This is a genomic window from Pseudomonas sp. GL_103, assembly GCF_057835175.1.
In genome coordinates this window covers 298023-311688 of the sequence record NZ_CM174420.1, presented here as the reverse complement: position 1 = coordinate 311688, position 13666 = coordinate 298023, and the positions used below count along the sequence as shown (strand labels likewise).

At 60.7% G+C, this 13666-nt stretch carries 14 protein-coding genes; 7 read left to right on the top strand and 7 right to left on the bottom strand.

Annotated features, from left to right (window positions below; genetic code table 11):
* The first annotated feature begins 4 nt into the window (after nucleotides 1-4).
* The 3 genes from AC3IP0_RS01470 to AC3IP0_RS01460 are packed head-to-tail and all read left to right on the top strand — an operon-like array spanning nucleotide 5 to nucleotide 3429.
* Nucleotides 5-1300, top strand: a complete 1296-nt coding sequence (locus tag AC3IP0_RS01470; protein WP_489326502.1) for a murein hydrolase activator EnvC family protein — start codon at nucleotides 5-7, stop codon at nucleotides 1298-1300.
* 31 nt (nucleotides 1301-1331) lie between these two features.
* The gene (locus tag AC3IP0_RS01465) at nucleotides 1332-2651 is read left to right on the top strand and encodes a S41 family peptidase (protein WP_489317980.1); all 1320 of its coding nucleotides are present in this window, start codon (nucleotides 1332-1334) and stop codon (nucleotides 2649-2651) included.
* A gap of 1 nt (nucleotide 2652) precedes the next feature.
* Entirely contained in the window at nucleotides 2653-3429 is a 777-nt protein-coding gene (locus AC3IP0_RS01460) for a divergent polysaccharide deacetylase family protein (RefSeq protein WP_489317979.1), read from the top strand.
* Between the two features lie 55 nt (nucleotides 3430-3484).
* Here the strand turns inward: AC3IP0_RS01460 and AC3IP0_RS01455 are convergent, their stop codons facing one another.
* The 7 genes from AC3IP0_RS01455 to AC3IP0_RS01425 form a co-directional block, all read right to left on the bottom strand.
* Nucleotides 3485-4240: a substrate-binding periplasmic protein gene (locus tag AC3IP0_RS01455; protein WP_489326500.1), complete on the bottom strand. Its 756-nt coding sequence runs from the start codon at nucleotides 4238-4240 to the stop codon at nucleotides 3485-3487.
* Nucleotides 4241-4318: 78 nt separating this feature from the next.
* Nucleotides 4319-5089 (bottom strand): imidazole glycerol phosphate synthase subunit HisF, encoded by a 771-nt coding sequence (gene hisF / locus AC3IP0_RS01450; RefSeq protein ID WP_007972752.1) that lies wholly within the window; start codon nucleotides 5087-5089, stop codon nucleotides 4319-4321.
* 9 nt (nucleotides 5090-5098) lie between these two features.
* Nucleotides 5099-5836, bottom strand: coding sequence for a 1-(5-phosphoribosyl)-5-[(5-phosphoribosylamino)methylideneamino]imidazole-4-carboxamide isomerase (hisA, locus tag AC3IP0_RS01445; RefSeq protein WP_027617356.1), 738 nt, complete (start codon nucleotides 5834-5836; stop codon nucleotides 5099-5101).
* Nucleotides 5837-5878: 42 nt separating this feature from the next.
* A complete protein-coding gene (locus AC3IP0_RS01440; protein WP_007989200.1) occupies nucleotides 5879-6136 on the bottom strand; it encodes a DUF2164 domain-containing protein in 258 nt (85 codons plus the stop codon).
* Entirely contained in the window at nucleotides 6137-6775 is a 639-nt protein-coding gene (hisH, locus tag AC3IP0_RS01435; protein WP_489326498.1) for an imidazole glycerol phosphate synthase subunit HisH, read from the bottom strand.
* Nucleotides 6775-7368 (bottom strand): imidazoleglycerol-phosphate dehydratase HisB, encoded by a 594-nt coding sequence (gene hisB, locus AC3IP0_RS01430; protein WP_123367004.1) that lies wholly within the window; start codon nucleotides 7366-7368, stop codon nucleotides 6775-6777. The genes hisH and hisB overlap by 1 nt, the downstream gene beginning before the upstream one ends.
* Before the next feature lie 269 nt (nucleotides 7369-7637).
* Nucleotides 7638-9302, bottom strand: a complete 1665-nt coding sequence (locus AC3IP0_RS01425; protein ID WP_489326497.1) for an OFA family MFS transporter — start codon at nucleotides 9300-9302, stop codon at nucleotides 7638-7640.
* Between the two features lie 233 nt (nucleotides 9303-9535).
* Between AC3IP0_RS01425 and AC3IP0_RS01420 the strand changes: the two genes are divergently transcribed.
* From AC3IP0_RS01420 to AC3IP0_RS01405, 4 genes are all read left to right on the top strand, one after another.
* Complete coding sequence (locus AC3IP0_RS01420; protein WP_489326495.1) at nucleotides 9536-9940, top strand: acetyl-CoA sensor PanZ family protein; 405 nt, start codon at nucleotides 9536-9538, stop codon at nucleotides 9938-9940.
* A gap of 78 nt (nucleotides 9941-10018) precedes the next feature.
* Nucleotides 10019-12250 (top strand): AsmA family protein, encoded by a 2232-nt coding sequence (locus tag AC3IP0_RS01415; RefSeq protein ID WP_489326493.1) that lies wholly within the window; start codon nucleotides 10019-10021, stop codon nucleotides 12248-12250.
* Nucleotides 12247-13314: an A/G-specific adenine glycosylase gene (gene mutY / locus AC3IP0_RS01410; protein WP_489317973.1), complete on the top strand. Its 1068-nt coding sequence runs from the start codon at nucleotides 12247-12249 to the stop codon at nucleotides 13312-13314. The genes AC3IP0_RS01415 and mutY overlap by 4 nt, the downstream gene beginning before the upstream one ends.
* Complete coding sequence (locus AC3IP0_RS01405) at nucleotides 13311-13583, top strand: oxidative damage protection protein (RefSeq protein WP_007989188.1); 273 nt, start codon at nucleotides 13311-13313, stop codon at nucleotides 13581-13583. The genes mutY and AC3IP0_RS01405 overlap by 4 nt, the downstream gene beginning before the upstream one ends.
* Nucleotides 13584-13666: the final 83 nt, after the last annotated feature.

Genomic DNA, 13666 nt, shown 5'->3' with positions numbered 1-13666 from the left:
CCCTATGCTTCGCGTCCTGATAGCCCTAGCTCTGACATGCCTGCTCCAACCGGCCTTTGCTGACGAGCGCGCAGATACCCAACAACAGTTGGACGCCACGCGTCAGGACATTTCCGAGCTGAAAAAGCTGCTGGGCAAGCTGCAGGAAGAAAAGTCCGGTGTGCAGAAAGAGCTCAAGGGTACCGAAACCGAAATGGGCAAGCTCGAGAAGCAGGTCGATGCCCTGCAAAAAGAGCTGAAGAAAAGCGAAGCCGAGCTGCAGCGCCTCGATGCTGAGAAAAAAAAACTCCAGAGCGCGCGCATTGAACAGCAACGACTGATCGCCATTCAGGCCCGGGCGGCCTACCAGAACGGTCGCCAGGAATACCTCAAGCTGCTGCTCAACCAGCAGAATCCGGAAAGATTCGCCCGCACCCTCACCTATTACGACTACCTGAGCCAGGCTCGCCTGGAACAGCTGAAGAATTTCAACGAAACCCTGCGCCAACTGTCCAATGTCGAGAAAGACATCGCCATGCAGCAGGCGCAATTGCTGGTGCAGCAAAGCAGCCTCGACACCCAGCGTGACGAGCTCGAGAAAGTCCGCAAGGAGCGCCAGCAAGTCCTGGCCAAGCTCAATGACGACGTAAAGGCTCGCGATCAGAAACTGGCGGCGCGCGAGCAGGATCAGGCAGACCTGTCTAAAGTCCTTAAAACCATTGAGGAAACCCTGGCCCGCCAGGCCCGTGAGGCAGAAGAAGCGCGACAAAAAGCGCTGATTGCCCAGCAGGAAGCCGAAAAAAAGCGTTTACGTGAGGCCCAGGCGCAGGCAGATGCCAGCGACGACGCCCCACGCAAGCCGGGCAGATCGACACCTGGCGCAATGGTTTCCAGTTCCGGCGAGACCTTTGGCGGCCCGTTTGCGTCAACCCGCGGCAAACTTCCCTGGCCTGTCGATGGTCGACTGCTGGCGCGCTACGGTGAAAGCCGTGGCGACGATGCCCGGACCAAGTGGGATGGCGTGATGATCGGCGCGTCTGCCGGCAGCACCGTGCATGCGGTGCATGGTGGTCGCGTAGTGTTTGCCGACTGGCTGCGAGGCGCCGGGTTGCTGGTGATCCTCGACCACGGCAACGGTTTTTTGAGTCTTTATGGTCACAACCAGACGCTGCTCAAGTCTGCGGGTGACGTGGTAAAAGCCGGTGAGTCCATCTCCACTGTGGGTAGCAGTGGCGGACAAGATACACCGGCATTGTATTTCGCGATTCGTCAGCAGGGTCACCCGAGTGATCCGGCGCAATGGTGCCGCGCGCAAGGATAAGCGCGTTACCTAATTCAGGAGTTTGTTAGACATGCTGCATTTGTCCCGCCTTACCTCGCTGGCCCTGACGATCGCCCTGGTGATCGGCGCGCCTCTGGCGTTTGCCGCTCAACCAGCACCGGCGGTTGCGCCTGCGGGCACTGCTGCGACCACCAAGGCGCCACTGCCGCTGGATGAGTTGCGCACCTTTGCCGAGGTGATGGACCGGATCAAGGCCGCTTATGTCGAACCGGTGGACGACAAGACCCTGCTGGAAAACGCCATCAAGGGCATGCTCAGCAACCTCGATCCGCATTCGGCCTACCTGGGCCCTGAAGATTTCGCCGAGTTGCAGGAAAGCACCAGCGGTGAATTCGGCGGCCTGGGCATTGAAGTCGGTGCCGAAGACGGCTTCATCAAGGTGGTGTCGCCCATTGACGACACTCCGGCCTCCAAGGCCGGCATTCAGGCTGGCGACTTCATCGTCAAGATCAACGGCCAGCCGACTCGCGGCCAGAGCATGACTGAAGCCGTGGACAAGATGCGCGGCAAGATCGGCCAGAAAATCACCCTGACCCTGGTACGCGACGGCGGCACGCCGTTCGACGTGACCTTGTCTCGCGCCGTCATTCAAGTGAAGAGCGTGAAGAGCCAGTTACTGGAATCGGGCTACGGCTACATCCGCATCACCCAGTTCCAGGTCAAGACCGGCGAAGAAGTCTCCAAGGCCCTGGCCAAGCTGCGCAAGGACAACGGCAAGAAGCTCAAGGGCATCATTCTCGACCTGCGCAACAACCCGGGTGGCGTGTTGCAGGCGGCGGTGGAAGTGGTCGATCACTTCATCACCAAGGGCCTGATCGTTTACACCAAGGGCCGCATCGCCAACTCCGAGTTGCGTTTCTCTGCCACCGGCAAGGACGAAAGCGAAGCCGTGCCAATGGTCGTGCTGATCAACGGCGGCAGCGCCTCGGCTTCGGAAATTGTCGCCGGCGCCCTGCAGGACCAGAAACGCGCCGTGCTGATGGGCACCACCAGTTTCGGCAAGGGCTCGGTACAAACCGTACTGCCGCTGAACAACGAGCGCGCATTGAAGATCACCACGGCGTTGTACTACACGCCGAACGGTCGCTCGATCCAGGCCCAGGGCATCGTGCCGGACATCGAAGTACGCAAGGCCAAGATCACCAGCGAGCAGGACAGCGATTACTTCAAGGAAGCTGACTTGCAGGGTCACCTGGGCAATGGCAATGGCGGCGCCGACAAACCGACCGGCACCAGCGGCAAGGCCAAACCTATGCCACAGGACGATGATTACCAATTGGCCCAGGCCCTGAGCCTGCTCAAAGGGCTGAGTATCACGTCCGGCCGTTGAGATGTTTCTGCGGTTGCTGATCGGTCTGTTGTGTTGTCTGGCGAGTGTTGCTCACGCAGAACCCGCCGAATCAACGCCTCACAAAGCCTACCTGAGCCTGATCATCGATGACCTGGGGCAGAACCTGCCCCGGGATCGCCGCGTGCTCGCCCTGCCCGGCCCGGTGACCGCGGCAATCATGCCCGACACGCCCCACGCCACCGAATTCGCCCGCGAAGCCCATCGCGCCGGCAAGATCGTCATCCTGCACATGCCCATGGACCCGGCCACCGGACCGTTCGCCTGGCATCCCGAGTTGCCCGTCGATGAGCTGGAAAAACGCCTGGACGCCGCGTTCAAAATGGTCCCGTACACCAGCGGCATCAATAACCACATGGGCAGCCGCATGACCGCACAGCCAGCCGCCATGGCGTGGTTGATGGCGGATTTGCAGCGCCGGCATAAGTTCTTCGTCGATAGTCGCACCAGCGCCCAGACCGTGGCCGCAGCCCAAGCGCAGAAGTTCGGTTTGGCGAGCGTTTCACGGGATGTGTTTCTCGACGATGAGCGTACTGAGGCGGCGATCCTGACCCAGCTGCAGACCGCGATCAGCCTCGCGCGCAAGCAGGGCTCGGCGGTGATGATCGGACATCCGTATCCACAGACGCTGGCGGTACTGGAACGCGAACTGCCCAAGCTCAAGGCTCAGGGAATCGAGTGGATTGATATCAGGCAGATGATCAGTGTGCGCGGCAACCGGGCGACGGCTGCGCATGGGAAGGATGGGGTGTACCGCTAGCAGTTACACCGCTCCCACAGTGGTCCGCGCATGGCTCAAGGGTTGGTGTTGAATCCTACAGATACTGCGCCATGATCTCGTCCACCCGACCTTCCTTGCGCATCTGGTTCAGCGCCGCCTGGAGCTTGGCCACCGTCTCGTCCGGCACGTCCTTGTTCAGTGCCAGGTACAGTTCGGCACTGTTGAAACGCAGTACGGTTTTCAACCCGCTGACCCCTTCCTGGCGCGCCAGATAGCGCCCGGCCGGGTCACCGGTGGCCCACAGGTCGATCTGGCCGTTGACCAGTTTCCTGGCGTTGTCCTGATCTCGCAGCACAACGATCGGGTTGAGGCCTTGCTTGGCCAGCGTCTCGGCAATGGCGTCGCCCTTGTAGGCGCCGATCTTGTATTTGCGCGCGTCATTCAAGGTTTCGAGGGTGATCTTGCTGTCAGCCTTGGCCAGCATGATCCAGTCATCCGGGCCAATCGGGCCGACCCATTTGAATAGCTTCTCGCGATCCGGCAACCGCGCCATGACGAATACGCCGTAACCGGGTTTTTCCAGGGTGAGTTTGTAGATTCGCTCCCAAGGGAAACGCAGCGTCAGGCTGTAGGTAATGTCGGCGCGCTTGAATATCTCGCGGACGATATCGGTGGCGATGCCATTGATGTTCTCGTCCTGAGCGAAGTTCTTGCCGTTCTTCGCCATGTTGTACGGCGGGAAGTTCTCCGTCAGCAACACCAGGTCGGTATCGGGGCTGTCTTTAGCGTTTGCTCCGTTGATCAACAACAGAGAAGCGCAGGCAAGGACGAGAAGAAAGCGTTTAAGCATGTCTGGCTACCGAAATCCATGGCGTACCCAAGAGTGCCTTGGGTACGCCATGGTGTCCACTGGCCTGTACCGGTTTGTTTAACGCATCACGATTCCGCGATGGGCCATATAGGCCTTGGCTTCCTGCACCGTGTATTCGCCGAAGTGAAAAATACTCGCCGCCAGTACCGCGCTGGCGTGGCCTTCGATAATGCCGTCGGCCAGGTGTTGCAGGTTGCCGACACCGCCGGAGGCGATCACCGGGATGCCCAGCGCATCGCTGATGGCGCGAGTGACGCCGAGGTCGAAGCCGTTTTTCATGCCGTCCTGGTCCATGCTGGTCAGCAGGATTTCGCCGGCACCCAGGCCTTCCATCTTCTTCGCCCACTCAACGGCGTCTAGGCCGGTTGGCTTGCGACCGCCATGGGTGAAGATTTCCCAGCGCGGGGTTTCGCCCGGGCCGGAAACTTTCTTCGCGTCGATGGCTACCACTATGCATTGCGAACCGAAATGCTGCGCGGCTTCGCCGACGAATTCCGGGTTGAACACCGCGGCGGTGTTGATCGAAACCTTGTCCGCACCGGCATTGAGCAAGTTGCGGATGTCCTGCACGGTGCGCACGCCACCGCCCACGGTCAGCGGGATGAACACCTGGCTGGCCATGCGCTCGACGGTGTGCAGCGTGGTGTCGCGGCCATCGACGCTGGCGGTGATGTCGAGAAAGGTAATCTCGTCGGCGCCCTGCTCGTCGTAGCGACGAGCAATTTCCACCGGGTCACCGGCGTCGCGGATGTTTTCGAATTTCACACCCTTGACCACCCGGCCGTTGTCCACGTCCAGGCAAGGGATGATGCGTTTGGCCAGCGCCATGATCAGTCCTCAGCCTTTGTACGAATCGCAGAAAGCTTGCGCTTCAGCGACGTCGAGGGTGCCTTCGTAGATCGCACGGCCCGTGATCGCACCGATGATGCCTGGCGCCTTGGCGTCGAGCAGGGTCTTGATGTCACCCAGGTTGTGGATGCCGCCGGAAGCGATCACCGGGATCTTTGTTGCGGCAGCCAGTGCCGCGGTGAACGGTACGTTGCAGCCCTGCATCATGCCGTCTTTGGCGATGTCGGTATAAACGATCGAAGACACGCCGTCGGCTTCAAACTGCTTGGCCAGGTCGATCACCTGGATGGTGCTGATTTCAGCCCAGCCGTCAGTGGCGACAAAACCGTCTTTGGCATCCAGACCCACGATGATTTTGCCCGGGAACGCGCGGCAGGCCTCAGCGACGAAGGCCGGATCTTTCACGGCCTTGGTGCCGATGATCACGTAGCTCACGCCAGCCTTCACGTAGTGCTCGATGGTTTCCAGGGAGCGGATACCGCCGCCGATCTGGATCGGCAGGTTCGGGTAGCGCTTGGCGATGGCGGTGACCACTTCGCCGTTGACTGGCTGGCCTTCAAACGCACCGTTCAGATCGACCAGATGCAGACGGCGGCAACCGCCCTCCACCCACTTGGCAGCCATGCTCACCGGGTCATCGGAGAACACCGTGGAATCTTCCATGCGGCCCTGGCGCAGACGAACACAGGCACCGTCTTTGAGATCGATAGCGGGAATAATCAGCATCTGGCAAACCTTCAAATTTGAATGTTCAGCTTGGCTCGGAAATCAGTTTTTCTCGAGCGCCCACAGGTCGCTTTCGATGCTTTCGAACCTCTCTTTGAGGTGCGCCTGCACATCGAAAATCGCTCTGTTGTAATAGTGCGGAGCAATTTCACGGGTAAACAGCTCAAGAATCTCCGCCGCCTCGAACGAGCCGAGGTCGAGTTCGAAGCGGTCTTCCATGAAACGCTTGATCTTGCGATTGGCCTCGCTCTCCTGTTCAGGAGTGAGGGTCAGGATCGGGGGCTTCTTCTTGACTGCCATTTACCAGCGACCGTCCCACGCAGCGAAGTTCTGCAGCAATTGCAGGCCATGGGTATGGCTCTTCTCCGGGTGGAACTGCACGGCGAAACGCGAGCCTTCGGCCAGCGCAGCGGCGAAATCGACACCGTAATGACCGCCACCGACCACCTGACGCGCGTTAGCGGCGGCGATGTAGTAGCTGTGCACGAAGTAGAAACGCGCCAGGTCCGGAATGTCGTGCCAGAGCGGGTGACTGACCTTCTGCTTCACCTGGTTCCAGCCCATGTGCGGGACTTTCAGGTGTTCGCCGTCTTCATGCAGGTCTTTGCCGAAGAACTTCACCGCGCCAGGGAACAGGCCGATGCAGTCGACGCCGTCGTTCTCTTCGCTGGTGTCGAGCAAGGCTTGCATGCCTACGCAGATGCCGAGGAACGGACGGTCCTGGCTGACTTCACGTACCAGCGAATCGAAACCGAGGCGACGGATCTCCGCCATGCAATCGCGAATCGCGCCGACGCCGGGGAAAACCACCCGATCGGCTTCGCGAATCACGTTGGCATCGCTGGTGATCAGGACCTTGCCGGCACCGACGTGCTCGAGGGCCTTGGCCACCGAGTGCAGGTTGCCCATGCCGTAATCGATAACCGCGACTGTCTGCATTACAGGACGCCCTTGGTCGATGGCATTTGCCCGGCCATGCGGTCATCGAGCTCGACGGCCATGCGCAGGGCGCGGCCGAAAGCCTTGAACACGGTTTCGATCTGGTGGTGGGTGTTGGTGCCACGCAGGTTATCGATGTGCAGGCTGACCAAAGCATGGTTGACGAAGCCCTGGAAGAATTCCTGGAACAGGTCAACGTCGAAGCCGCCGACGGTGGCGCGGGTGTACGGCACGTGCATTTGCAGGCCTGGGCGACCGGAGAAGTCGATCACCACGCGCGACAGCGCTTCATCGAGCGGCACGTAGGCGTGGCCGTAGCGACGGATGCCTTTCTTGTCGCCGATGGCTTTGGCAAAAGCCTGGCCGAGGGTGATACCGACGTCTTCCACCGTGTGGTGGTCATCGATATGCAGGTCGCCCTTGCTGACAATATCCATGTCGATCAGCCCGTGACGGGCGATCTGGTCCAGCATGTGCTCAAGAAAAGGAACACCGATATCGAATCGGGCCTTTCCGGTGCCATCGAGGTTGATCGAGGCTTTGATCTGGGTTTCCAGAGTGTCGCGCTCGACAGACGCCTTACGTTCGGCCATCACCAGCTCCGCAAAATCATTGGGCGAAAAAGGCAGCCATTATAGGCGTGCAGGCGCCAAACAGAAACACGAGAGGTGATATCCCTGACGGAGTGAATTCGGGGGTGCCGGCGATAGACATGTCCATACAAGCCATTTGGCACACCACAAAACAAAATGTGGGAGCGGGCTTGCTCGCGAAGAGGCAGTCACATTCAACATCTATGTTGACTGACACACCGCTTTCGCGAGCAAGCCCGCTCCCACAGGGGCTGCGGCTTACCTTGATTTTAGTGAAACAGCACTGCCGTCTTCTGCAGGGTCACCCAAACACCCCACGCCAGCGGAATGCCCACCACCAGCCACGCCGCAATCGCCAGCGGCTTGGTGCCCGGCGCGGCTTTCCACTCCAGCACGGTGCTGCTGTCAGCGCCTTTGTCATGGCCCAGCGCCTGTTCGGCGGCCAGTTCGGCGTCGGTCATGAAGTACTTGTCCGCCACCGGACGCACCAGCAGGTTGCACAAGAAACCCAGCACCAGCAGGCCGGCGAGGATGTACAGGGTGATGTCGTAGGCCGCCGCGCGCTCGACGCCGATGCTTAGCTGATACTCACGCAGGTAGTTCACCAGCACCGGACCGAGCACACCGGCAGCAGCCCACGCCGTCAGCAGACGACCGTGAATCGCACCGACCATTTGCGTACCGAACAGGTCCGCCAGATACGCCGGAACAGTCGCGAAACCACCGCCATACATCGACAGGATGATGCAGAACGCCGCCACGAACAGCGCGATGCTGCCCAGGTGACCCAGGTTCGGAATCAGTCCGTACAGGGCAAAGCCCAGGGCGAAGAACACGAAGTAAGTGTTTTTACGGCCCAGGTAGTCCGAGAATGAAGCCCAGAAGAAACGCCCGCCGATATTGAACAGGCTCAGCAAACCGGTGAATCCGGCAGCGATGGCGGCAATCGAAGCCAGCTGCGAGGCGTCCAGTTGACCGAAGGTCAGATCATTGCCCAGCAACTTGCCCGCGAACACTTCCTGCAACAGCGGCGACGCCATGCCGAGGATGCCGATACCGGCCGATACGTTCAGGCACAGCACCAGCCATACCAGCCGGAACTGCGGCGTCTTCCAGGCCACATTCACGTGAACATGACGATGCGTGATCATCGCGTTCGAGGCTTTTTTCGCCGGGGCCGTCCAGCCTTCCGGCTTCCAGCCGGTTGGCGGAACGCGGTAGGACAGCGCGCCACCGATCATGAACACGAAGTAGATCGCGGCCATCACCAAGAAGCTCTGCCACACGCCGACGCTGGTTGGCGAGGCGAAATGCCCCATCAGCGCCGCCGCCAGCGGAGCGCCGACCATTGCGCCGCCGCCGAAGCCCATGATCGCCATGCCAGTCGCCATGCCGCGCTTGTCAGGGAACCACTTGATCAGGGTCGACACCGGCGAAATGTAGCCCAGGCCCAGACCAATACCGCCAATGACCCCGGAGCCGATCCACATCAGCCAGATCTGGTGGGTATACACCCCCAGCGCCGAAATCAGCAGGCCGCCGCACCAGCACAGTGCCGAAACGACGCCGGCCTTGCGCGGTCCGGCATGTTCCAGCCAGCCACCCCAGATGGCAGCCGAGCAACCCAGGAAGATGAAGAACAGGGTGTAGATCCAGCCGAGCATCGAGATCGGCCAGTCACACTGGGACGAAAAGACTTGAGCGATAAAACTCATGTCGGGTGCGCAGGCCGCCGGAGCGGAGATGCCCAGCGCCTTGGACAGCGGCAACCAGAACACCGAAAAGCCGTAGGCCATGCCGATACACAAGTGGATGGCCAGCGCGGCCGGTGGCACCAGCCAGCGGTTGAAACCGGGCTTGGCGATGATCCGCTCCTTGGACAGGAACGCAGGCTGGTCGGCGCTGAAGCCGTCCGCCGTGATGCTCGTGGTCATTGTGTATCCCCCAATTATCAGTATGGTTCGCCAGCCACAGTTCACTCCCGGCCTTTATGCACGCAGGCATGACCGTTTTTTTTCGGTGGAGCGCCTAGTTGTGCGACAACAGGTCGCAGAAGGACGGACGAACGGGCAAAGGTTACCATCTGCAAGTGGTAGAAAAACCAAACTGACATCACCTTTTGTACGTCATCTGATCTCTATCGCTTCATGACCTCACAGGAATCACCATGCCGATCATTGTCGAGCCGCTGAACATAGCCACTGCCCAGGATCGGCAGGATCTGCAGAAGATCTACAGCGACGCCCCGGACTGGCTGTTCGCCCCGTTTTCCGGGGCCGCGCAGTTGATCGAAGACTGTTTGCGCGACGGCACACTGATCGCCGGACGCTTCAATGATCGCCTGCTGGGCGCGGCCCGCCTGCAAAGGCACCAAGACGCCTGGCACTTGTCCCAAATATGTGTGCGAAAAATTACCCGTCGCCGTGGTGTTGCCGAGCGACTGGTCGCCGAAGCCCGGAAAATGGCCGCGCAATCGGGCATGCCCCTGCGCCTGCTGGCGCCTGCCGGGCATCTGGAGGCACAGGCACTGGCGGCCAAGCTGAAACTGCCGCTGGATGTATTGCCGGCGTGATCACTGACCGGTCGTCTGTTCGGGGGCGCTATACTCCTCGGCTAAATTTTGAATTCGATTAACTACAAGGACTCGCCCATGAAAGCGTTCGGCAAAATCCTGGGTCTGGTACTTCTCGGGCTGTTGCTGATCATTGTGGCGCTGGGCTTTGCCCTGACCCACCTCTTCGATCCCAACGACTACAAAGACGAGATTCGCCAGATTGCCCGCGACAAGGCCCACATCGAGCTGACGCTCAATGGCGATATCGGCTGGAGCCTGTTCCCGTGGCTGGGCCTGGAACTGCACGACGCCAGTGTGGCAACCCTGATCAAGCCGGCCGAGCCGTTTGCCGACTTGCAGATGCTCGGCCTGTCGGTGCGCGTACTGCCACTGCTGCGCCGTGAAGTGCAGATGAGCGACGTGCGCGTCGAGGGCCTGAACCTGCGCCTGAACCGTGACAAGGACGGCCACGGCAATTGGCAAGACGTCGGCAAGGTGCCGGCAGCGGCCAACACCGACATGACCGGTACTGCGCCCGCAGCGAGCGAACCTGCACCCGAAGCCAGCGTCGCGGCCGAAAAGCCGCCGCAGCCGATCCGCCTGGACATCGACAGCCTGACCGTGAACAACGCACGGGTCGAATACAGCGACGAAAAAACCGGCAAGAGCTTCAGCGCCGAAAGCATCCAGTTGAGCACCGGTGCGGTTCACGACTCCGTCAACATTCCGCTCAAGCTCACGGCGTTCCTGTCAGCCAACCAGCCGGCAGTGCGAGTGCGTACCGAGCTTAATGGCGAGCTGCGCATCGCACGCGCACTGCAGCGCTATCAGCTCGAAGACATGAAGTTGTCCGGTGAAGTGACCGGCGATCCGTTGCAAGGCAAGACCATGACGTTCTCCGCCCAGGGCCAGCTGGTGCTGGACAAGGCCGCCAATGTCGCCGAGTGGACCGGCATCAAGATCTCCGCCAACCAACTGCGGGCACTGGGTGAACTGAAGGTCAACGATCTCGACAAGACCCCACAGGTCAGCGGCGGCATCTCGATTGCCCAGTTCGACCTGGCGAAATTCGTCGACAGCATCGGCCAGAAGCTCCCGGCCATGGCCGAAGGCAGCCTGAGCAAGGTCGAACTGGTCAGCCGTCTGGCGGCAACACCCACCAGCCTGGCGCTCGACGACCTCAACCTGAAAGTCGACGACAGCACCTTCAGCGGCCGCATCGCCGTCGAAGATTTCGCCAAGCAATCGCTGCGCACAGTACTCAAGGCCGACACCTTCAACGTCGACCGTTACCTGCCGCCGAAATCCGCCGAGGCCAGTAGCGCGACACAAGTGCGTCAGGCCGAAGTCGCCAGCACCGAAGCCGATGCCATGGCCGGTGCCGGCAGCACTCCATTGCCACCCGCGCCGACCAAGGACGCCTGGAGCAGCGAGCGCCTGTTGCCCGTGGAACGCTTGAGCAAGCTCGATGTGGACGCCGACCTGACCTTCGGCCAGTTGACCCTGCAAAAACTGCCAATCCATAACGCCGCGCTCAAGGCCACCGGCCAGGGCGGCCTGCTGACACTGGCCAACCTGCGCGGCGATCTGTACGAGGGCAACTTCGAAACCACCGGCACGCTCGATGTACGCCAGCCAGTGCCGGCGCTGAACCTGCAGACGAAGATCAGCCGGGTACCGGCGGAAAAAATCCTCGAAAGCCAGGGCAAGAATCCGCCGGTCAAAGGCCTGGTCACGCTCAACAGCAGCCTGACCGGCAGCGGCAACAGCCAGAAAGCGTTGATCGAAACCCTCAACGGCAACGCCAGCTTCGTCATCAACAATGGCGTGCTGCTCAACGCCAACCTTGAGCAACAGCTGTGCAAAGGCATCGCCACGCTCAACCGCAAAACCCTCAGCGGCGAACCCCGGGGCAAGGACACACCCTTCCAGGAGCTCAAGGGCAACCTGACCTTGCGTAACGGCGTGGCCAGCAACCCGGACCTGAAAGTGCGCATCCCGGGCATGACCGTCAAAGGTGACGGTGACATCGATCTGCGAGTGCTGGGCATGGACTACCGCGTCGGCATCATCGTCGAAGGCGATACCAGCGCCATGCCGGACCCGGCCTGCCAGGTCGGCGACAAGTTTGTCGGCGTCGAGTGGCCACTGCGCTGCCGCGGCCCGCTGGAACTGGGTGCCAAGGCTTGCCGCCTGGATAATGACCGCATGAGCCAGGTCGCGGGCAAACTGGCAGGCGACAGGATCAGCGAAAAAATCGACGAGAAATGGGGCGACAAGGTCGACCCGAAACTGAAAGACGCGCTCAAGGAGCTGTTCAAGCGATGAGAGCCGAGCAGTTTTCAACGGCGGTGCTGGACTGGTTCGACCGCCACGGCCGTCACGATTTGCCCTGGCAACAAGACATCAACCCGTATCGGGTATGGGTCTCGGAAATCATGCTGCAGCAGACCCAGGTCAGCACCGTGCTGAACTACTTCGACCGCTTCATGGCCTCGCTGCCGACGGTCGAAGCCCTGGCGTCCGCGCCGGAAGACGAAGTACTGCACCTGTGGACGGGCCTGGGTTACTACACCCGCGCGCGCAATTTGCAGAAGACCGCGAAGATCGTCGTCGAGCAGTACGGCGGCGAATTTCCCCGGGATGTGGAAAAACTCACTGATCTGCCGGGAATCGGCCTGTCCACCGCCGGTGCCATTGCCAGCATCAGCATGGGCCTGCGCGCGCCGATCCTCGACGGCAACGTCAAACGGGTGCTGGCGCGATTTACCGCGCAAGAGGGCTACCCCGGCGAGCCGAAGGTCGCCAAACAGCTCTGGGCCAACGCTGAGCGCTTTACGCCGCACGATCGCGTCAACGCCTACACCCAGGCGATGATGGACCTGGGCGCCACGCTCTGCACCCGCAGCAAACCGAGTTGCCTGCTGTGCCCGCTGGAAAAGGGCTGCGAGGCGCACATGCTCGGCCTGGAAACCCGCTACCCGATCCCCAAGCCGCGCAAAGCCATCCCGCAGAAACGCACATTGATGCCGATGCTCGCCAACAACGAGGGTGCGATCCTGCTTTACCGTCGCCCGTCCACGGGCCTGTGGGGCGGTTTGTGGAGCCTGCCGGAACTCGACGACCTCGACGACCTGCCGCACCTGGCATCGCAGCACTCGCTGGAACTGGGCACCCAACAGGCATTACCGAGCCTGGTGCACACCTTCAGCCATTTTCAGTTATCCATCGAACCCTGGCTGGTTCAGGTCCAGGAGTCCGGCCATCACGTGGCCGAGGCTGACTGGCTCTGGTATAACCTCGCCACCCCGCCGCGCCTGGGCCTTGCCGCCCCGGTCAAAACCTTGCTCGAACGCGCGGCCGCCGTATTGAACGCAGGAGAGTCGTCATGACCCGCACCATCATGTGCCGCAAGTACAAAGAAGAATTGCCAGGCCTGGAACGTGCTCCGTTCCCGGGCGCCAAAGGCCAGGATATTTTTGACCACGTCTCGCAAAAGGCCTGGGCCGACTGGCAGAAGCACCAGACCCTGCTGATCAACGAAAAACGCCTGAACATGATGAACGCCGAAGATCGCAAATATCTTCAGGGCGAAATGGACAAGTACTTCTCCGGCGAGGATTACGCCAAGGCCGAAGGCTACGTGCCGCCGTCGGAATAACCCCGATTTATCGGGGGTCTGAACGTAAGCGACGGTAATAATTAAAATTTTTTTGAAAACTTGCTTGACGACCCCCTGAAAAA